An 18,803-nucleotide genomic window follows, 5' to 3' on the forward strand; every position below is an offset into this window, starting at 1 on the left:
GTGCGTGAACGCTAGACGCCCGGCTTCACCGGGCGGGAGGGCGCACCACAGAGCACACGAGGCACAGCCACCCCCGCGCTCAGCCCCGCCCCGCCCTGTTCAACCGTTCCTCACACTCACGGCATCTCTCGCCATCAGCCGCTCTCCGCCTGGAACATCCAGTGATGCTTCTCCAGATCGGCCGTGATCCCGATGAGAATGTCCTGGCTCACCGGATCCGCCTCACCGGTCGCCTGGACCCGCTCCCGCATCCGCGTGATCACCGCACCGAGCCCGTCCACGAGCGTCCCTACCGCGTCCGTGTCCTTGACCCAGCCGCCGGCGACCTCGCCGATGCCGCTGCTCCGCCCCACGGTCGTCGCACGGCCGTCGGGCGAGACGCCGAGCGTGGAAGCCCGCTCGGCCACCGTGTCGGAGTGCGTCCGCGCCGTGTCAACGACCTCGTCGAGCTGCAGGTGGACGGAGCGGAATCGCGGGCCGACCACGTTCCAGTGGATCTGCTTGGCCACCAGGGAGAGGTCGATCAGGTCCACGAGCGCCCCTTGCAGGGCGTCCGAGACCGTTTTCAGATCCGCTTCGGACAGGGGGCTCTTCACGACGTTCATCCAACCTCCAAAGATCATGGGATCGCGTAAGCGAAAATCCCCACCAACCATGACACGAGTGCACCAATAGGGACATCTCACGGTCGGTTCAGCAGATGAACGAGTCACCGCAGATCACACCTTTAAACAGGCCGAACCGCCGAACACGCCTAAGAAGCGAACCGGACGTCAGAACGCGCGAAGCCCCGGCCGGTAACCCGGCCGGGGCTTTCGTCACATCTGAGCGCTCAAGCAGCGTGCACAGTCAGCGCAGCATTACGCGGCGACGACGTCCACCGCCTCCGCAGGCGCCTTGATAGTCACCCGTTCCGGCGGCACACCGCTCACCGAGACGGAATTGAGCATAGGGCGAACCGGTGCGCGCACCGGTTCCGTAGCCGCTGCCGACGCAGCCAGTTCGGCGAGAGAGAGCTCATCGCTCACCTCGCGCATGAGCTCGGACATCCGTACGTCAAGCGCGTCGCAGATTGCGGAAAGCAGCTCGGAGGATGCCTCCTTCTGCCCCCGCTCCACCTCGGAAAGATAGCCGAGCGAGACTCGGGCGGACGAGGAGACTTCGCGCAGAGTACGGCCCTGGCGCTGGCGCTGCCGACGCAGCACGTCACCCAGCAGGCGACGGAGCAGAATCATCGGTGGCTCCCTCCTCGGACCGCGTAGCCGCATCCTTCACGCCCCACCGTACCGCCTCGCGCCGCGGCCGTGCGGGGAGCGATGTCGTGTTCACTCAGGGCTGCAAACATCAAGTCCCCCCGTTCTGTTCCGTATCCTGTGCCCGCCCATTCCCGGCACGTTCGCCGGACAGCCGCTCGAGCAGCAGCCTGAGCACGCTCCGTACACTCTCCATACGAATGTCCGAACGCTCACCGTTCAACCGCAGTGCCGCCACTTTCCCCTCAGAGCGAAGCGCGTCCCCCGGCCCACTAGAGGCGGAATCCAGCCCGCCAACGGCGAGATCCGGCCCGTCGACCGCCACGAAAACGGTCCCGACCGGCTGCCCGTCCTGCGGATCCGGCCCCGCGACGCCCGTGGTCGCGATTCCCCAGTCCGCGCCCATGACTTTGCGCACACCGGCCGCCATCTGGAGCGCGACCTCGGCATCCACGGCTCCACGCTCGGCCAGAAGAGTGCCGTCGACTCCGAGCACCTGATGCTTCAGCTCGGTCGCGTACGCCGTCACGGACCCCCGGAAGACCCGCGAGGCCCCCGGCACCGCCGTCACCTCGGCGGCCACCAGACCCCCGGTGAGCGACTCGGCGACGGCGAGCGTCTCGCCCCGAGCCTGAAGAAGCCGCAGAACCTCCGCAGCCGGTTCGGCGGACATCACGTCGCCGACTCCCGGGCCCCCTCGCCGGAAGCCCCTTCGCCGGAGACCGCAGCGGAAGCAGCTGCCGCCTCCCGCGCCTCCGCGAGACCGAGGCGACGCAGTACGACGGCCTGTCGCACGTAGTCGAGCCCGGTCAGGACGGTCAGGACGACGGCGACCGCCATCACCCAGAACCGCAGCGTGGCGAGCGGCCCGGTGAGCGCCAAGACGTACATCCCGGCCGCCACGCCCTGCCAGAGCGTCTTCATCTTGCCGCCGCGACTGGCCGGAATGACACCGAAGCGGATCACCCAGAACCGCAGCAGTGTGATCCCGAGCTCACGTCCGAGAATGACGCCCGTCACCCACCACGGCAGATCGCCGAGGTAGGAGAGACAGACCAGCGCGGCACCCATGATCGCCTTGTCGGCGATGGGGTCGGCGATCTTCCCGAAGTCCGTGACCAGGTTGTACGTACGTGCCAGGTGTCCGTCGAACAGGTCGGTGATCATGGCGACGGCGAAGGCCGCCCAGGCCCACGCGCGCCAGGCCGGGTCGTACCCGCCTTCAGCGAGCAGGAGCATCACGAAGCCCGGCACGAGCAGCAGCCGGATCACCGTCAACAAGTTGGCGACGTTCCACACGCTGGCCTGATTGACGGCCGCAGCGCCCAACTTTCCACCGCGCACCGGCTTGGCGCCCTGCGCGCCGGAGCCGCCCGCCGCGGATGCCGGGACTCCGGTCATCTGCGCGCCTCCTCGGCCGGGATCCGGGGCGGGTCCCCCAGAATTTCGCTGTACTCAGCCACCAGGTCCACGCCTTCCGTGCCGACGACCTTTGCCACGACCATACGGCCGACCTGCAGGCCGTCCCCACCCGTGGCGCCCGTGAAGCGGATCTGGCCGTCCGTCTCGGGCGCCTGGTGGGCCGCCCGGCCGATCGCGCCGTCCTCCTCGTCCACGGACTCCACGAGCACCTCGACGGTCTCACCGAGACGGTCGTCGGCGCGCTGCGAGGTCAGTTCCTCGGCGAGCCGCGAGATACGCGCGAGCCGCTCGTCGACGACGTCCTGATCCAGCTTCTTGTCGTACGTCGCCGCTTCCGTGCCCTCCTCGTCGGAGTACCCGAAGACGCCGATGGCGTCCAGCCGCGCACCCGTGAGGAACCGTTCGAGCTCGGCGACGTCGGCCTCGGTCTCCCCGGGGAAGCCCACGATGAAGTTGGACCGCACACCGGCCTGCGGGGCCTTCGTCCGAATGGTGTTCAGGAGCTCGAGGAACCGGTCGGTGTCCCCGAAGCGCCGCATCGCCCGCAGCACGCTCGGCGCGGAGTGCTGGAACGACAGGTCGAAGTAGGGGGCGACCTTCTCCGTGGAGGTCAGTACGTCGATGAGTCCGGGGCGCATCTCGGCGGGCTGGAGGTAGCTGACCCGCACCCGCTCGATCCCGTCGACGGCCGCCAGCTCGGGCAGCAGCGTCTCCAGGAGCCTGATGTCCCCGAGGTCCTTGCCGTACGAGGTGTTGTTCTCGGAGACGAGCATGACCTCCTTGACGCCCTGCTCGGCCAGCCAGCGCGTCTCGCCGAGGACGTCGGAGGGGCGCCGCGAGATGAAGGAGCCGCGGAAGGAGGGGATGGCGCAGAACGAGCAGCGCCGGTCGCAGCCGGAGGCCAGCTTCACCGAGGCGACGGGGCTGGTGCCCAGACGCCTCCTCAGCGGGGCGCGGGGCCCCGAGGCGGGCGCGAGGCCGTCGGGCAGGTCCACGGGCGCGTGCCCGGGCAGCGCGACGTCTGAGCCCGCTTCCTGTCGCTCCGCGGGGCTGATCGGAAGGAGCTTGCGCCGGTCACGCGGGGTGTGGGCCTCGACACTGCCGCCACCGAGGATGGTCTGCAGGCGGCCGGAGATGTCGGAGTAGTCGTCGAAGCCGAGGACACCATCGGCTTCGGGGAGGGCGTCGGCGAGCTCCTTGCCGTACCGCTCGGCCATGCAGCCGACGGCCACGACGGCCTGGGTCCTGCCATGCCCCTTGAGGTCATTGGCTTCCAGGAGGGCGTCGACGGAGTCCTTCTTGGCGGCTTCGACGAATCCACAGGTGTTGACTACGGCGACGTCCGCGTCTTCGGCGGCCTCGACGAGCTGCCAGCCGTCCGCCTCCAAGCGGCCTGCGAGCTCCTCCGAGTCCACCTCGTTGCGGGCGCAGCCAAGAGTGACAAGGGCGACGGTGCGGCGTTCGGGCATGCTCTCAAGACTACTTTGTCCCTGCCCGGGCCCCCGCCGCGAGGGTCCGGGCCCTCACCACAAGGCCTGCACGGCCCGCAGAGCCCACTCGGCTCAGCCGACCTCGGGGTCGCCCTTTGTGTACGTGAGCCGCTCGACCTGGCCGGGGTCGAACTGGTTGTCGACCGCCTTGCCGTTCACGTACAGCTTGATCGCGCCCGCGTCGCCGAGGACCAGGTCGATCTTCTGCTTGTCCTGGAAGGTCTTCGACTTGCCTTCCTCCAGGACGCCGTCGAAGAGGGTCCGGCCGCTGTGGTCCTTGGCCGAGATCCAGCTGCGGCCGTCCGACGCGTTGACCTTGACCGTGACCTTGTCCCGGGGCGCGCCGGCGATCGCGCTGTCCGACGGGTCCGGCTTGGGGTCGGCGGGCTTGTCGGGCGCGGGCTTCTTCGTGACGGGCTTGGTGGTGGCGGGCGTGGAGCCCTCGGCGACCTGCGACTTCGACCCGTTGCTGTCGTCTCCCCCGCTGAAGGCGGTGAAGCCGACGAAACCGATGACTGCGACGATCGCGGCGACCATGGCGGCGGTCCAGTTGGGACGGCGCGGATCGGACCTGATCCGCTCGGCCTCGAAGAGCGGCGCCGCCGGGGTCGGCGCGGGCGGGCGGCCGCCGTGCGCCTCGTCGTACTGGGCAAGGAGAAGGGCGGGATCGAGCCCCACGGCGCGTGCGAGCGTCCGGATGTGACCGCGGGCGTACACATCGCCGCCACATCGGGAGAAGTCGTCCTGCTCGATCGCGTGCACGATCGGGATCCGCACTCGAGTGGACGTGCTGATCTCGTCGACGGTCAGGCCCGCGTCGACGCGTGCCTGCTGCAGCGCGCGTCCGATCGAGGGCCGGTTCTCCGCCGGGGCGGGCCGGTCGTCTGCCGGACTCTCAGCTGCCGGAAGGCTCTCGGCGGGCTGGTCGTCGCTGGGTCGGTGGTCTGAAGGGCGGTCGTCTTCAGGGGAGTTGCCGATGGACACGGGGGCGCCTTTCGAGCGTGTAGCCACCTGCCGGATGTTCAGTCTAGGGGGGTTCGCGAAGGGTGGGGCAACTGGGCGACGGACTTTGTACGCCATCGGAATGGCGGCACATCCTGATGGTGGGGCATGGTGCTGTCCCTCCCCTCAACTTGACGTATGTCGAAGGGAAACGGTTGCCTGCCGCACCCTTATGGGTGAGCCTCCCCGCGGATCACGGCCAGCACGCCATCCAGCTCATCAGGTTTCACAAGAACGTCACGAGCCTTGGAGCCCTCGCTCGGCCCCACGATCCCCCGCGACTCCATGAGGTCCATGAGCCTTCCGGCCTTCGCGAAGCCGACGCGCAGCTTGCGCTGGAGCATCGACGTGGACCCGAATTGAGTGGAAACCACCAGCTCAGCGGCCTGGCAGAGCAGATCGAGGTCATCGCCGATGTCGTCGTCGATCTCCTTCTTCTGCTTGGTGCCCACGGTGACGTCGTCCCGGAAGACGGGCGCCATCTGGTCCTTGCAGTGCTGGACGACCGCGTGGATCTCGTCCTCGGTGACGAAGGCGCCCTGCATTCGGGTGGGCTTGTTCGCGCCCATCGGCAGGAAGAGCCCGTCACCCTTGCCGATCAGTTTCTCGGCGCCCGGCTGATCGAGGATGACGCGGCTGTCGGCGAGCGAGGAGGTCGCGAAGGCGAGCCGTGAGGGCACGTTCGCCTTGATCAGACCGGTCACGACGTCCACGGAAGGACGCTGTGTGGCGAGCACCAGGTGGATGCCCGCCGCGCGCGCCAGCTGCGTGATGCGCACGATCGAGTCCTCGACATCGCGCGGGGCGACCATCATGAGGTCGGCGAGCTCATCGACGATCACCAGTAGGTACGGATACGGGGTGAGCTCCCGCTCACTGCCCTCAGGCGTCTTGAGCTTGCCGTCGCGGACGGCCTTGTTGAAGTCGTCGATGTGCCGGTAGCCGAACGCCGCCAGGTCGTCGTAGCGCAGGTCCATCTCGCGCACGACCCACTGGAGCGCCTCGGCGGCCCGCTTGGGGTTGGTGATGATCGGCGTGATCAGGTGCGGGATGCCCTCGTACGCGGTGAGCTCGACACGCTTGGGGTCGACGAGGACCATCCGTACGTCCTCGGGGGTCGCCCGCATCATGATCGACGTGATCAGACAGTTGATGCAGGACGACTTTCCGGAGCCGGTGGCTCCGGCGACCAGGATGTGCGGCATCTTCGCCATGTTGGCCATGACGAAACCACCCTCGACGTCCTTGCCGAGCGCGACCAGCATGGGGTGATCGTCCTCGGCGGCGTCAGCGAGCCGCAGCACGTCGCCCACGTTGACCATCTCGCGGTCGGAGTTCGGGATCTCGATGCCGACCGCGGATTTGCCGGGGATGGGGCTGATGATGCGGACGTCGGGGCTCGCGACCGCGTACGCGATGTTCTTGGCCAGAGCCGTGATCTTCTCGACCTTCACGGCCGGGCCGAGCTCGATCTCGTACCGCGTGACCGTCGGGCCCCGCGTGAAGCCGGTGACGTCGGCGTCGACCTTGAACTCGCTGAAGACGGTGCTGAGCGAGGCGACGACCGCGTCGTTGGCGGCGCTGCGGGACTTGCCGGGGCCTCCGCGCTCGAGCAGGTCGAGCGTGGGCAGCGAGTACGTGATGTCCCCCGCGAGCTGCAGCTGCTCGGCGCGCGGCGGGAGGTCCCGGGGCCTGTCCGAGGGAGCCTTGGTCAGGTCCGGCACTCCGGAGTCGTCGGACTCACCGGGCTTCTTGCGGCGTACGCCGGGCGGCGGGTCGTCCTTGGCCCGTGCGGGGCTCTCCGTGGCGCGCGCGGGCGGCACCGGCGCGGAGGTCTCCGCGGGCTGCTCATCGCGCTCGCGCTCCCCCGATACGCCCTGCGTGAGGTCGGCGACCAGCGGCGATGGCGGCATGCCGTGCAGGACGGCGCCGTCCAGGGCGGCGGCAGCGGCGGCCGCCACGTCCACCGCGTCCATCGGCCGGTCCAGCGAGGGCTGGGACGCCCTGCGGGGCCTGCGCCGCCGGGTGAGCGCCTCCTCCTCCGCCTGGTCCGGGTCGTACGACTCAGGAGCCTCGGCGCGCCTGCGCGAGCGGGCGGGCAGCGCCTCGCGCCACTGCTCCTCGTACCGCTCGTCGTCCCCGTAGTCGCCCTCCACCTCTTCGGGCGCGGGATGGACGATGCCGAGCTTGACGCCGAGCAGCCGCAGCCGCTGCGGGATGGCGTTGACGGGCGTCGCCGTCACCACGAGGAGCCCGAAGACGGTCAGCAGGACGAGCAGCGGTACGGCGAGGACCTCGCCCATGGTGAAGATCAGCGGAGTGGACGTGGCCCAGCCGATGAGGCCGCCCGCGTCCCTTATGGCCTCCATGCCGTCCGCGCGGGCGGGTGAACCGCAGGCGATGTGGACCTGGCCGAGCACGCCGATGACGAGCGCGGACAGGCCGATCACGATGCGGCCGTTCGCCTCGGGCTTCTCGGGGTGCCGGATGAGGCGTACGCCGATGACCGCGAGCAGTATCGGGAGCAGCAGATCGAGGCGGCCGAAGGCGCCGGTCACCAGCATCTCGACGAGGTCGCCCACGGGGCCGCGCAGATTCGACCACGTACCCGCGGCGACGATCAGCGCGACACCGAGAAGCAGCAGCGCGACGCCGTCCTTGCGGTGCGCCGGGTCGAGACCCTTCGCGCCACGCCCTATGCCACGGAACAGGGCACCGACGCTGTGCGCGAGACCGAGCCAGAGGGCGCGCGCGAGGCGGTAGACGCCGCCCGTGGGACTGGGCGCCGGCTTGGGTGCGGGCTTCTTCGCCACGGCTTTCTTGGCGGGCGCCTTCTTCGCCGGACCCTTCTTGGGCGGCGGCTTCTTGGCGGCGGCCTTCTTCGCCGGAGCCTTTGTGGGCGCGGCCGCCTTCTTCGCGGGCGTCTTCTTGGCTGCGGACGGACGTGAGGCCATGGGTCCGAGGTTACCGGTGGAGACCACTGCGGACACGTGTGCCCACCGCTTCACCCGCCTGTGTCGCCCTTGCGGAGGCGGTGAACTGACGGATGTTCACCGCCTCCGGTCCAGGAGATTCCGGATGTTCACCGCCCCCGACACCGCTCCGCCCGGTGTCCGCGCCGAACTCAGTTCTGCGAGGACACCGAAGGCGCACCGCTGCCGGTGCCCGGCTCCAAGGCGTCAAGAGCCCGCCGCAAACCGGTGAGTTTGCGTTCGAGATGAGCCGCGGTGGCGACTGCGGCGGCATCCGCCGAGTCCTCGTCGAGCTGTTTGGAGAGTGCCTCCGCCTGTTCCTCGACGGCCGCCAGGCGCGCGGAGAGCTCCGCGAGAAGCCCTGCGGGCTCCTTGGCGTCACCCGCCGCCGACTTGCCGCCGCCTTCGAGCTGGAGACGCAGCAGGGCCGCCTGCTCCCGCAGTTGGCAGTTCTTCATGTACAGCTCGACGAACACCGAGACCTTCGCGCGCAGCACCCACGGATCGAACGGCTTGGAGATGTAGTCCACCGCACCCGCCGCGTAACCCCGGAACGTGTGGTGCGGACCGTGGTTGATGGCGGTGAGGAAGATGATCGGGATGTCCCGGGTCCGTTCTCGCCGCTTGATGTGCGCCGCGGTCTCGAAACCGTCCATGCCCGGCATCTGGACATCCAGCAGGATGACCGCGAAGTCATCCGTCAGTAGTGCTTTGAGCGCTTCCTCCCCGGACGATGCCCGCACCAGGGTCTGATCGAGCGCAGAGAGGATGGCCTCCAGCGCCAGCAGATTCTCCGGCCGGTCATCGACCAGGAGGATCTTGGCCTTCTGCACCATGGCCCGCCCTCCTCGCCCCGGCGGTACACCGGGCGCCGCCCCAGGGGACGACTCCCTTACGCCGTCCGTCCTTGTGCCGGTCATGGTAGCCGCACCCCGCCTGTCGCCACACCCTGTCACCGCGATGTCACTGTGCACGTAGCAGAAACGCAGTGGGAGACCAGAAGGTTCCCCGAATACCGTGGTTCTACACGACTTCGGCCACACTCTGTCAGCAACTCCGCGTAATGGAGCCTCTTCTCGGTCACTCCCCGCGCATCCACTGCTCCATCACCGACAGCAGATGATCCGGGTCGACCGGCTTCGTAACGTAATCGGATGCGCCGGAGTCGATGGCCTTCTCCCGATCGCCCTTCATGGCCTTCGCCGTGAGCGCGATGATCGGGAGCCCGGCGAACTGCGGCATCCTGCGGATCGCCGTCGTCGTCGCGTACCCGTCCATCTCCGGCATCATGATGTCCATCAGGACGACCGTCACGTCGTCGTGCTGTTCCAGGACCTCGATGCCCTCACGGCCGTTCTCCGCGTAGAGGACCGAGAGCCCGTGCTGCTCCAGGACGCTGGTGAGCGCGAACACATTGCGGATGTCGTCGTCGACGATGAGAACCTTCTCACCCCCGAAGTGGTAGCCGGGACGGGCCTGGGACGTCTCCTGCCCCGCGGTCGGCCACTGCTCCTGCGCGCGCGCCTCCGCGGGCTCCGGGACGCCCTGCCCGGGCAGCACGGGCGGCTGCTCCGATGAGGCGTGGGCGGCACGGCGGCGGCGCCTGAAGAGCGTGCCGGGCCCCGGCATCGCGTCCGTCTGCGGCGGCGTGGTCGGCTCGCTCTGCGGCGGCTGCTCGGCTGTGGACGCCCCCTCCTCCAGGGCGGGCCGCGCGGGCGCTCCCGGCAGGGGTGCCAGCTGCGTGTAGCCCTGGGGCGGCAGTTCGCTCGGGTGCAGCGGCAAATAGAGCGTGAACGTCGAGCCGCGGCCCGGTTCGCTCGCCGCGTGGATCTCTCCGCCGAGGAGACGCGCGATCTCCCGGCTGATGGAGAGCCCGAGTCCCGTGCCGCCGTACTTCCTGCTCGTCGTGCCGTCGGCCTGCTTGAACGCCTCGAAGATCACCCGCATCTTGCTGCCCGCGATCCCGATGCCGGTGTCGCTCACCGAGAAGGCGATCAGATCCGCGTCCGCGTCCCGCAGCGAACCCGCCTCGAGGAGCTGTTCGCGGATGGCGTTGGGCACATCGGCGTTCGCGTGCCGGATCACCAGCTCGACCGCTCCGGAGTCGGTGAACTTCACCGCGTTCGACAGGAGGTTGCGAAGGACCTGAAGGAGGCGCTGCTCGTCCGTGTGCAGGGTCGCCGGCAGCTCCGGAGACACCCGTACGGAGAAATCGAGCCCCTTCTCCGCGGTCAACGGCCGGAAAGTGGCCTCTACGTAGTCCACGAGTTGGACGAGGGCGATGCGTGTCGGGGAGACGTCCATCTTGCCCGCCTCGACCTTGGACAGATCGAGGATGTCGTTGATCAGCTGCAGCAGGTCCGAGCCCGCTCCGTGGATCGTCTCGGCGAACTCCACCTGCTTGGGGGTGAGGTTCGCGTCGGCGTTGTCGGCGAGCAACTTGGCGAGGATGAGGAGCGAGTTGAGCGGCGTACGCAGCTCGTGCGACATGTTCGCCAGGAACTCGGACTTGTACCGCATCGAGACAGCGAGCTGTTCGGCGCGCTCCTCCAGTACCTGCCTGGCCTCTTCGATCTCGGTGTTCTTGACCTCGATGTCGCGGTTCTGCTGGGCGAGCAGCTCGGCCTTCTCCTCCAGTTCGGCGTTGGAGTCCTGCAGTGCCTTCTGCCGGTTCTCCAACTCCGCCGAGCGCTCCCGCAGTTGCTCGGTGAGCTCCTGCGACTGCTTGAGCAGCACCTCGGTCTTCGTGTTGACGCTGATGGTGTTGACGCTCGTCGCGATCATCTCGGCGATCTGGCTGAGGAAGTCCTTCTGGATCTGCGTGAACGGCTGGAAGGCGGCCAGCTCGATCACACCGAGGACGGTCCCTTCGAAGAGCACCGGAAGGACGATCACCTGGGCGGGCGGCGCCTCACCCAGGCCGGAGGCGATCCGCAGATAGCCGGACGGCGCGTTCTCCACGAGGATCGTGCGCCGCTCCTGCGCGGCGGTGCCGATCAGAGTCTCACCGGGCCGGAAGGACGTCGGCATGGAGCCCATGGAGTAGCCGTAACTGCCCATCATGCGCAGTTCGTACGCGTCCTCCTGCCCGGCGCCCGGCTCCGTGGCGTCCTCCGTGGGCAGGGCGAGGAAGAAGGCGCCGTGCTGTGCGGAGACCACCGGCGTCAGCTCGCTCATGATCAGCGAGGCGACGTCGTCCAGGTCGCGGCGGCCCTGCATCAGACCGGAGATGCGGGCCAGGTTGCCCTTGAGCCAGTCCTGTTCCTTGTTGGCGAGGGTGGTGTCGCGGAGGTTGGCGATCATCGAGTTGATGTTGTCCTGAAGGACCTGGATCTCGCCCGCCGCGTCGACGTCGATCTTCAGGTTCAGGTCGCCGCGCGTCACCGCGGTGGCGACCTCGGCGATGGCGCGCACCTGACGCGTCAGGTTCCCTGCCATCTCGTTCACGGACTCGGTGAGGTCGCGCCAGGTGCCGTCGACGTCCCGCACCCGCGCCTGACCGCCCAGCTGCCCTTCCGTACCCACTTCGCGGGCCACCCGCGTGACCTGCTCGGCGAAGGACGACAGCTGATCGACCATGGTGTTGATGGTGGTCTTCAGCTCCAGGATCTCGCCCCGGGCGTCGATGTCGATCTTCTTGGTCAGGTCGCCCTTGGCGATCGCGGTGGTGACCATCGCGATGTTGCGGACCTGACCGGTCAGGTTGGAGGCCATGCCGTTCACGGACTCCGTCAGGTCCTTCCACGTACCCGAGACTCCGGGCACCCGGGCCTGACCGCCGAGGATGCCGTCCGTGCCCACCTCGCGGGCCACACGGGTCACCTCGTCCGCGAACGAACTCAGTGTCTTCACCATCGTGTTGACGGTGTCGGCGAGCTGCGCGACCTCGCCGCGCGCCTCGACCGTGACCTTCTTGGTGAGGTCTCCGTTGGCGACCGCCGCCGCGACCTGGGAGATGTTGCGCACCTGGCCGGTCAGGTTGTTCGCCATCAGGTTGACGTTGTCGCTGAGGTCCTTCCAGGTGCCGGTGACACCCGGGACCCGCGCCTGGCCGCCCAGGTTGCCCTCCGTGCCCACCTCGCGGGCCACGCGGTTCACCTGCTCGGCGAAGTTGGAGAGCTGGTCGACCATCGTGTTCACGGTGGTGACGAGTTCGAGGATCTCGCCCTTGGCGTCGACGGTGATCTTCTTGGAGAGGTCGCCCATGGCGACGGCCGTGGTGACCTCGGCGATGTTGCGGACCTGAAGGGTCAGGTTGTTCGCCATGCCGTTCACGGACTGCGTGAGGTCCTTCCAGGTGCCGGAGACACCCTGCACCTCGGCCTGGCCGCCCAGGATGCCGTCGGTGCCCACCTCGCGGGCCACCCGCGTCACCTGCTCGGCGAAGGCCGAGAGCTGGTCCACCATCGTGTTGAGGGTGTTCTTCAGTTCCAGGATCTCGCCGCGCGCATCCACGTCGATCTTCTGCGACAGGTCGCCTCGCGCCACGGCGGTCGCGACCTGCGCGATGTTGCGGACCTGAGCCGTGAGGTTGCCGGCCATGCCGTTCACCGAGTCGGTCAGGTCGCGCCAGACACCGGCCACACCGGGCACCTGCGCCTGCCCGCCCAGACGGCCTTCCGTACCCACCTCGCGGGCCACCCGGGTCACCTGGTCGGCGAAGGCGGAGAGCTGGTCGACCATCGTGTTGATGGTGTTCTTCAGCTCCAGGATCTCGCCACGCGCGTCCACGTCGATCTTCTGCGACAGATCACCCCGGGCCACCGCCGTCGTGACCTGGGCGATCTGACGCACCTGCGACGTCAGGTTCCCGGCCATGAAGTTGACGGAGTCGGTGAGTTCCTTCCACGTGCCGCTGACGCCGTCCACGCGCGCCTGACCGCCGAGGCGGCCTTCGGTGCCCACGTCGCGTGCCATGCGCGTGACCTGGTCGGCGAAGGACGACAGCTGGTCCACCATCGTGTTCACGGTGTTCTTCAACTGAAGCATCTCGCCGGAGACATCGACGGTGACCTTCTGCGACAGATCACCGTTGGCGACCGCCGTCGTCACCTGCGCGATGTTGCGGACCTGGCCCGTGAGGTTGCGGAAGGCGGTGTTGACCGAGTCCGTCAGGTCCTTCCACGTACCGGCCGCACCCTGTACCTGCGCCTGGCCGCCCAGCTCACCCTCGACGCCGATCTCCCGCGCCACACGCGTCACTTCGGCACCGAAGGCGGAGAGCTGGTCCACCATGGTGTTCACGGTGTTCTTCAGCTCGAGCATCTCGCCCGCGACATCGACGGTGACCTTCTGCGACAGATCGCCGTTGGCGACCGCCGTCGTGACCGTCGCGATGTCCCGCACCTGCGTGGTGAGGTTCCGGAAGACCGTGTTCACCGAGTCGGTGAGGTCCTTCCACGTCCCCGCCGCGCCCGGCACGTTCGCCTGACCGCCCAGCTGTCCCTCGGCGCCGACCTCGTTCGCCACCCGGGTGACCTCGTCCGCGAACGTACGCAGCGTCTCGGTCATCTGGTTGATGGTCTCGGCGAGTTGAGCGACCTCGCCGCGCGCGCTCACCGTCACCTTCTGGGACAGATCGCCGTTCGCGACGGCCGTCGTGACCTGGGCGATCCCACGCACCTGGGCGGTGAGATTGCCGGCCATAAGATTCACCGAGTCGGTGAGGTCCTTCCACACTCCCGCCACACCCGGCACCTGCGCCTGGCCGCCGAGCTCGCCCTCCGTGCCGACCTCGCGCGCGACACGGGTCACCTCGGAGGAGAACGACGAGAGCTGGTCCACCATCGTGTTGACGGTGTTCTTCAGCTCCAGCATCTCGCCGGCGACGTGAACCGTCACCTTCCGGGACAAGTCACCCTTGGCGACCGCCGTCGTGACGAGAGCAATGTCACGTACCTGCGCGGTGAGCCGGTACGCCATGGTGTTCACCGAATCCGTGAGGTCCTTCCACGAACCGGACATTCCACGGACCCGGGCCTGACCGCCCAGCTTGCCCTCGGTGCCCACCTCGCTGGCCACCCGCGTGACCTCGTCGGTGAACGTCGAGAGCTGATCGACCAGATTGTTGACGGTGCGGCCGACCTTCAGGAACTCCCCGCGCAGCGGGTGGCCGTTCCCGTCGTCGACCTGCGCCCGCAGCTCCATCCGCTGCTCCAGGTCACCGTCCGCGACAGCGGAAAGCACCCTTCCGACCTCGGAGACCGGACGCACGAGATCGTCGACGAGCGCGTTTGACGCGTCGATCGCATGTGCCCACGAGCCCTCACTGGCGCCGGTCTCGAGCCGCTCCGTGAGCTTTCCCTCACGGCCGACCATGCGACGCACCCGGGAGATCTCACCCGTCAGATGCAGATTGCGATCGGCCACCTCGTTGAAAACGGCGGCGATCTCGGACATGACGTCGTCACCGGAGACCGTGAGCCGCTTGCGGAAGTTTCCGTCCCGCATGGCCGCGAGCGCCGCGAGCAGTCTGTTCAGGGCCGCCGTGTCCACAGACGTAGTCGCCCCGTGGCGCGGTTTGCGCTGTTTGCTCGTGGACTGTCCGTCTTTCGCACGCGTTTTAGTGCCCCGCGTCGCTGCGCCAGACTCCACTGTGTCCCTCCCGCAAGGGTCGACCGTACTGCTCGGGTTACCTGGGCTCTCTCCAAGAAGCTTGCCCAGTGTTTCACCATGGCTGAACCAGGCCATAACAGTTCGGCAGCTTCGCACACCGTCCGCACACCCTCCGGGCGGAAAACACTGACGACCGGCATCAGCTTGGACGGCGAAGGTAAGTAACCTGGCATCCGGCTGTCCAACCACCCCGGTCCTGCCCGGCCTGGGCGGTGGCACACGTACAAGCGGGCATCGGAGGGGCGGCCGCACCATGGTGGGAGATCTGGGCGTCGATACTCGTACGAGGAGTTCTGTGATCACCGCGCGCGCGGCTGCGACTTTCGACCCCGTCGGGCGTTCCGTCGCGACGGCACGCTCTTTTGTCCGCGACACCCTCCAGGGCTGGGGGTTCACGGACATCGTCGACGACGCCGTCGTCCTCACCAGCGAGCTGGTCACCAACGCGGTGGTCCACGCCGGAACCGCCGCGGACGTCCTCTGCCTGCGCAGCGAGGACGCCGTACGCATCGAGGTGTCCGACCACTATCCGGAGCGCGAGATCCCGCTCCAGCAGTCCGCCGCGAACATGGGCAGCCCCGACCGCGAGGGCGGCCGCGGCCTCCAGCTGTGCGCGGCGCTCGCCACCCGCTGGGGCGTCGACTACACCCCCGAGCACAAGAAGGTCTGGTTCCAACTCGACCTCCCCGACCGCTCGGTGGGCACCCGCGCCGCCGGCCCCGCGCTCCCGGCCGAGATGCTCCCGCTCACCGACGGCAGAGTCCGCGTCGCCGTCGTCCAGATCGACCGCGTGGGCGCGATCTCCGCCTGGAACGAAGACGCGGAAGAACTCTTCGGGTACGCCGCCGAACAGGTCACCGGAAAACCGCTCACCGACTTCGCCGCCTGGCCGCACACCCCGGGCACCAGCACCGGCATCGTGGAGGCCCTGAGACTCTCCCGCTGGGAGGGCAGTTACGGCATCCGCAGCTCCGACGGCCGCGTGACCCCCGTCTACGCCTCGCACCTGCGCGTCCGCGACGCCGACGGCGAACCGTCCACGGTCTGTCTGCTCGTGCGCGACGACGAGCGCGCCGTCCTGCAGACACCGCTGCGCGGCCCCGCCCCCGAGCCCGGGGTGCTCGCCGAGTCGCACACCGCCGACCCCTTCGAGGTCTTCATCGGCTCCCCGGCGCCGGACGACCTCGACGGTCTGCTCCAGCGCACGGTCGAGCGCGCCCGCGACATGCTCGACGGCGACGCCGCCTTCCTGCTCCTCGCCACTGACGACGAGACGGAGCTTGAGGTCCGTGCCTCCACAGGCCTTCCGTCGGCCCGCCAGCGCTTCGCCCGCGTCCCCGTGGAGGCGGGGCCCGGACGCTACGGCTCCGCCCGCATGCCGGCCGTACACGAAGACCTCACGGTCGTCCCCGGTGCCGTCCCGCTCCTCAGCGGCACGGGCATGCGCTCCGTGGTCACGGTCCCCCTCAAAGTCGAGGGCCGCCTCACGGGCTCCCTCGGCGTCGCCGCCGAGTCCCCCGACCGCTACTCGAACGAGGAGGCCCTGCGCCTCCAGTTCGCCGCCGACCGCATCGCCCTCGCCGTCGAGTCCGCGCGCCTCGGCGAGCTCGAACGCCTGCGCCGCGGCTCGCTCTCCTTCCTCGTCGAGGCCTCCGACCTCCTCGCCGGCACCCTGGACCGCGACCAGACCCTGGCCCTCATGGCCCAGATGACGGTCCCGACTCTCGCCACCTGGTGCGCCGTCTACACGATCGCCGATCAGGCGTCCGATCCCTATCTCTCGTACGTCCTCCACGAGGACGAGGAGCGCATCGACGGACTGAAGGCGCTCCTCTCCAAGATCGCTCCTCCTGACCCCGTACCGACCCCCGGAGCCCGCGTCTGGGCCGCACCCTCGGAAGCCGCCCATCAGGCCGCCCTGCGCACCTCCATGCGCAGCCTCGGCCTCGGTGAGCCCCTCAGCCTGGGCTCCGGAATCGGCACGACGCTCTCCACGGCATCCGCGGTGGGCGGCGAGACGGTCGTCCTGCCCCTGGTCGCCCGCAACCGCGTCATCGGCATGCTCACTCTGGGCAAGCCCTCCGACGAACACTTCCGCCAAGAGATCCTGGAATTGGCCGAAGATCTCTCCCGCCGAGCGGCCCTGGCTCTGGACAACGCCCGCCTTTACTCCGAGCGCATGGCCATCAGCCAGTCCCTCCAGCGCAGTCTGCTGCCGCCGGGGCTCCCGCAGATCCCGGGCGTCGAGGTCGACGTCATCTACCGCGCGGCCGGCGAGGGCAATGAGGTCGGCGGCGACTTCTACGACCTCTTCCCCATCCGCGACGGCGCGTACGGCTTCGCGATCGGCGACGTCTGCGGAACGGGTCCGGAGGCCGCCGCGGTCACAGGACTTGCCCGCCACGCCCTGCGCCTGCTCGCCCGCGAGGGCTTCGGCGGTCCGGCGGTCCTGGAGCGCCTGAACGCGGCGATCCTCGACGAGGGCGCCCGCAGCCGCTTCCTCACGCTCCTCTACGGGGAGTTGTGGCCGCAGGAGGACGGCTCGGCGGTACTGAAGATCGTCTGCGCGGGACATCCGCTCCCGCTCCGCCTGCGCCAGGACGGCACGGTCGAGCCGTACGCGGAGCCGCAGCCGCTGCTTGGCGTCATGGACGACCTGGAGCTCTACGAACAGACGATGACGCTCGACCCGGGTGATGTCCTGCTCTGCGTGACGGACGGAGTCACCGAACGCCGCGAGGGCACGCGCATGCTCGGCGACGACGGCCTCGCGGACGTCCTCACGACCTGCACGGGCCTCACGGCGGGCGCGGTCGCGGCCCGCATCATGCGCGCGGTGGAGCGCTTTGCGACGGACGCCCCGTCGGACGACATGGCGATCCTCGCGATGCGAGTGCCCGGTATCCAGAAGGACTGAGAGTTCCGTCCGGGGGCCTTCAGGCCTTCGGACGAACCTCCGGACAGGCCTGGGGAAAGGAAAAAAGTCCCCGCCCAACTGGGCGGGGACTTTCCCGACTTACTCTCTGAGCCCCCAAGCGGAATCGAACCGCTGACCTTCTCCTTACCATGGAGACGCTCTACCGACTGAGCTATAGGGGCCTGTTGCGCTTTCGCGGTTTCCCGCTTCGCAACGGAATAAAGCATACCCCGAACTCGCGCCCGGTCCGAACCGCGGTGAGCGCCCCTCAGAAGGCAGGCTGCAAAAGCCCTCCGAGCGCATTGCACGCCGATACGACCCGCTGAAGTTCGCGCCGCGACATCGAAGCGCCGACCGGCAGCGACAACGTCTCGTCGGCGGCACGCTCGGTCTCCGGCAGATAGACGTCCCGCCAAAACTTAGGCGTGCGGTGAACGGGCGTCTTCACGGGCACCCGGCAGTCAATTCCCTTGGCCCGCACGGCACGCGCGAACGCGTCCCGGTCCGGCCGCCCGTTGCCGGGCACACGCACGACGTACTGCTGATAGCTGTGCCCCTCGGCACCGTCCGGGGTGATCACACCGCCGAGCCGACCGCTCAGGTAGGTCGCGTGCCCCCGCCGCTGCGCGAGCTCGTCGTACGGTGCGTCCGACTCGCCCTGCTCCAGCACGAGGACGCCGTGCCGCTGTCCGACGTCCCGAAGCCGCCTGACGTCGGCCGGGTGCCCGAAGCGGTGCACGACGGCCACAGCGGCCGTACGTGAGGTCACGACGGCGTTCACCGCGTCAGGATCAAGGCAGTACGTCGCCCGATCGATGTCCGCGAACACGGGCACGGCCCCTGCCAGGACCACGGCCTCGGCGATCTCGACGTTTCCGTACGCCGGCACGATGACCTCGTCACCGGCACCGACACCTGCGGCTCGCAACATGCCAACTGTCCCCATGGCTCAGATGCTGACCGCGGAACGTGAACGGCAAGTGTCGCAAAACAAAAAAGAGCTGGTCCCTGAACCGAAGTTCAGGGACCAGCTCTTCTAATAATAGTTCGGCGGCGTCCTACTCTCCCACAGGGTCCCCCCTGCAGTACCATCGGCGCTGTGAGGCTTAGCTTCCGGGTTCGGAATGTAACC

11 protein-coding genes, 1 tRNA gene and 1 rRNA gene are annotated in these 18,803 nt (G+C 68.6%); 1 reads left to right on the forward strand and 12 read right to left on the reverse strand.

Annotation, left to right across the window (positions count from 1 at the left end; translation table 11 throughout):
* Window positions 1–134 precede the first annotated feature (134 nt).
* The 9 genes from ACWFRJ_RS38260 to ACWFRJ_RS38300 all read right to left on the reverse strand — a co-directional run bounded on the left by ACWFRJ_RS38260 (window position 135) and on the right by ACWFRJ_RS38300 (window position 14,733).
* On the reverse strand, window positions 135–605 hold the full coding sequence (locus tag ACWFRJ_RS38260) for a Dps family protein (protein WP_453542061.1): 471 nt from the start codon (window positions 603–605) through the stop codon (window positions 135–137).
* 255 nt (window positions 606–860) lie between these two features.
* Complete coding sequence (locus ACWFRJ_RS38265) at window positions 861–1,235, reverse strand: helix-turn-helix domain-containing protein (RefSeq protein WP_160507571.1); 375 nt, start codon at window positions 1,233–1,235, stop codon at window positions 861–863.
* 109 nt (window positions 1,236–1,344) lie between these two features.
* Entirely contained in the window at window positions 1,345–1,926 is a 582-nt protein-coding gene (locus ACWFRJ_RS38270; RefSeq protein ID WP_453542064.1) for a CinA family protein, read from the reverse strand.
* A complete protein-coding gene (pgsA, locus tag ACWFRJ_RS38275; protein WP_453542067.1) occupies window positions 1,926–2,654 on the reverse strand; it encodes a CDP-diacylglycerol--glycerol-3-phosphate 3-phosphatidyltransferase in 729 nt (242 codons plus the stop codon). Before pgsA ends, ACWFRJ_RS38270 begins: the two co-directional genes overlap by 1 nt.
* Complete coding sequence (gene rimO / locus ACWFRJ_RS38280) at window positions 2,651–4,144, reverse strand: 30S ribosomal protein S12 methylthiotransferase RimO (RefSeq protein WP_453542070.1); 1,494 nt, start codon at window positions 4,142–4,144, stop codon at window positions 2,651–2,653. The genes pgsA and rimO overlap by 4 nt, the downstream gene beginning before the upstream one ends.
* A gap of 93 nt (window positions 4,145–4,237) precedes the next feature.
* Window positions 4,238–5,149 (reverse strand): helix-turn-helix domain-containing protein, encoded by a 912-nt coding sequence (locus ACWFRJ_RS38285; RefSeq protein ID WP_453542074.1) that lies wholly within the window; start codon window positions 5,147–5,149, stop codon window positions 4,238–4,240.
* A gap of 188 nt (window positions 5,150–5,337) precedes the next feature.
* Entirely contained in the window at window positions 5,338–8,121 is a 2,784-nt protein-coding gene (locus tag ACWFRJ_RS38290) for a DNA translocase FtsK (RefSeq protein ID WP_453542077.1), read from the reverse strand.
* Between the two features lie 170 nt (window positions 8,122–8,291).
* Window positions 8,292–8,975, reverse strand: coding sequence for a response regulator (locus tag ACWFRJ_RS38295; protein WP_453542080.1), 684 nt, complete (start codon window positions 8,973–8,975; stop codon window positions 8,292–8,294).
* Window positions 8,976–9,219: 244 nt separating this feature from the next.
* Window positions 9,220–14,733: a HAMP domain-containing protein gene (locus ACWFRJ_RS38300; RefSeq protein ID WP_453542083.1), complete on the reverse strand. Its 5,514-nt coding sequence runs from the start codon at window positions 14,731–14,733 to the stop codon at window positions 9,220–9,222.
* Window positions 14,734–15,007: 274 nt separating this feature from the next.
* Here ACWFRJ_RS38300 and ACWFRJ_RS38305 point away from each other — a divergent pair, with 274 nt between their 5' ends.
* Window positions 15,008–17,671 carry a SpoIIE family protein phosphatase gene (locus ACWFRJ_RS38305; RefSeq protein WP_453542086.1) on the forward strand — a complete coding sequence of 888 codons (2,664 nt, stop codon included), beginning with the start codon at window positions 15,008–15,010 and terminating at the stop codon, window positions 17,669–17,671.
* A 109-nt stretch (window positions 17,672–17,780) separates the two neighbouring features.
* Here the strand turns inward: ACWFRJ_RS38305 and ACWFRJ_RS38310 are convergent.
* The 3 genes from ACWFRJ_RS38310 to rrf all read right to left on the reverse strand — a co-directional run.
* Window positions 17,781–17,853, reverse strand: a tRNA-Thr gene (locus ACWFRJ_RS38310).
* A gap of 86 nt (window positions 17,854–17,939) precedes the next feature.
* Window positions 17,940–18,602: a DegT/DnrJ/EryC1/StrS family aminotransferase gene (locus ACWFRJ_RS38315; RefSeq protein WP_453542089.1), complete on the reverse strand. Its 663-nt coding sequence runs from the start codon at window positions 18,600–18,602 to the stop codon at window positions 17,940–17,942.
* A gap of 114 nt (window positions 18,603–18,716) precedes the next feature.
* Window positions 18,717–18,803 (reverse strand): 5S ribosomal RNA (gene rrf, locus ACWFRJ_RS38320); the annotation flags it as partial.

Source organism: Streptomyces sp. NPDC055239 (genome assembly GCF_053606205.1).

Bases quoted from the DNA above. Each gene is read 5' to 3' on its own strand.
- ACWFRJ_RS38305 (WP_453542086.1), top strand. From the start codon at position 15,008: ATGGTGGGAGATCTGGGCGTCGATACTCGTACGAGGAGTTCTGTGATC.
- ACWFRJ_RS38290 (WP_453542077.1), bottom strand. From the start codon at position 8,121: ATGGCCTCACGTCCGTCCGCAGCCAAGAAGACGCCCGCGAAGAAGGCG.
- rimO (WP_453542070.1), bottom strand. From the start codon at position 4,144: ATGCCCGAACGCCGCACCGTCGCCCTTGTCACTCTTGGCTGCGCCCGC.
- ACWFRJ_RS38260 (WP_453542061.1), bottom strand. From the start codon at position 605: ATGAACGTCGTGAAGAGCCCCCTGTCCGAAGCGGATCTGAAAACGGTC.
- ACWFRJ_RS38270 (WP_453542064.1), bottom strand. From the start codon at position 1,926: ATGTCCGCCGAACCGGCTGCGGAGGTTCTGCGGCTTCTTCAGGCTCGG.
- ACWFRJ_RS38295 (WP_453542080.1), bottom strand. From the start codon at position 8,975: ATGGTGCAGAAGGCCAAGATCCTCCTGGTCGATGACCGGCCGGAGAAT.
- ACWFRJ_RS38265 (WP_160507571.1), bottom strand. From the start codon at position 1,235: ATGATTCTGCTCCGTCGCCTGCTGGGTGACGTGCTGCGTCGGCAGCGC.
- ACWFRJ_RS38315 (WP_453542089.1), bottom strand. From the start codon at position 18,602: ATGTTGCGAGCCGCAGGTGTCGGTGCCGGTGACGAGGTCATCGTGCCG.
- pgsA (WP_453542067.1), bottom strand. From the start codon at position 2,654: ATGACCGGAGTCCCGGCATCCGCGGCGGGCGGCTCCGGCGCGCAGGGC.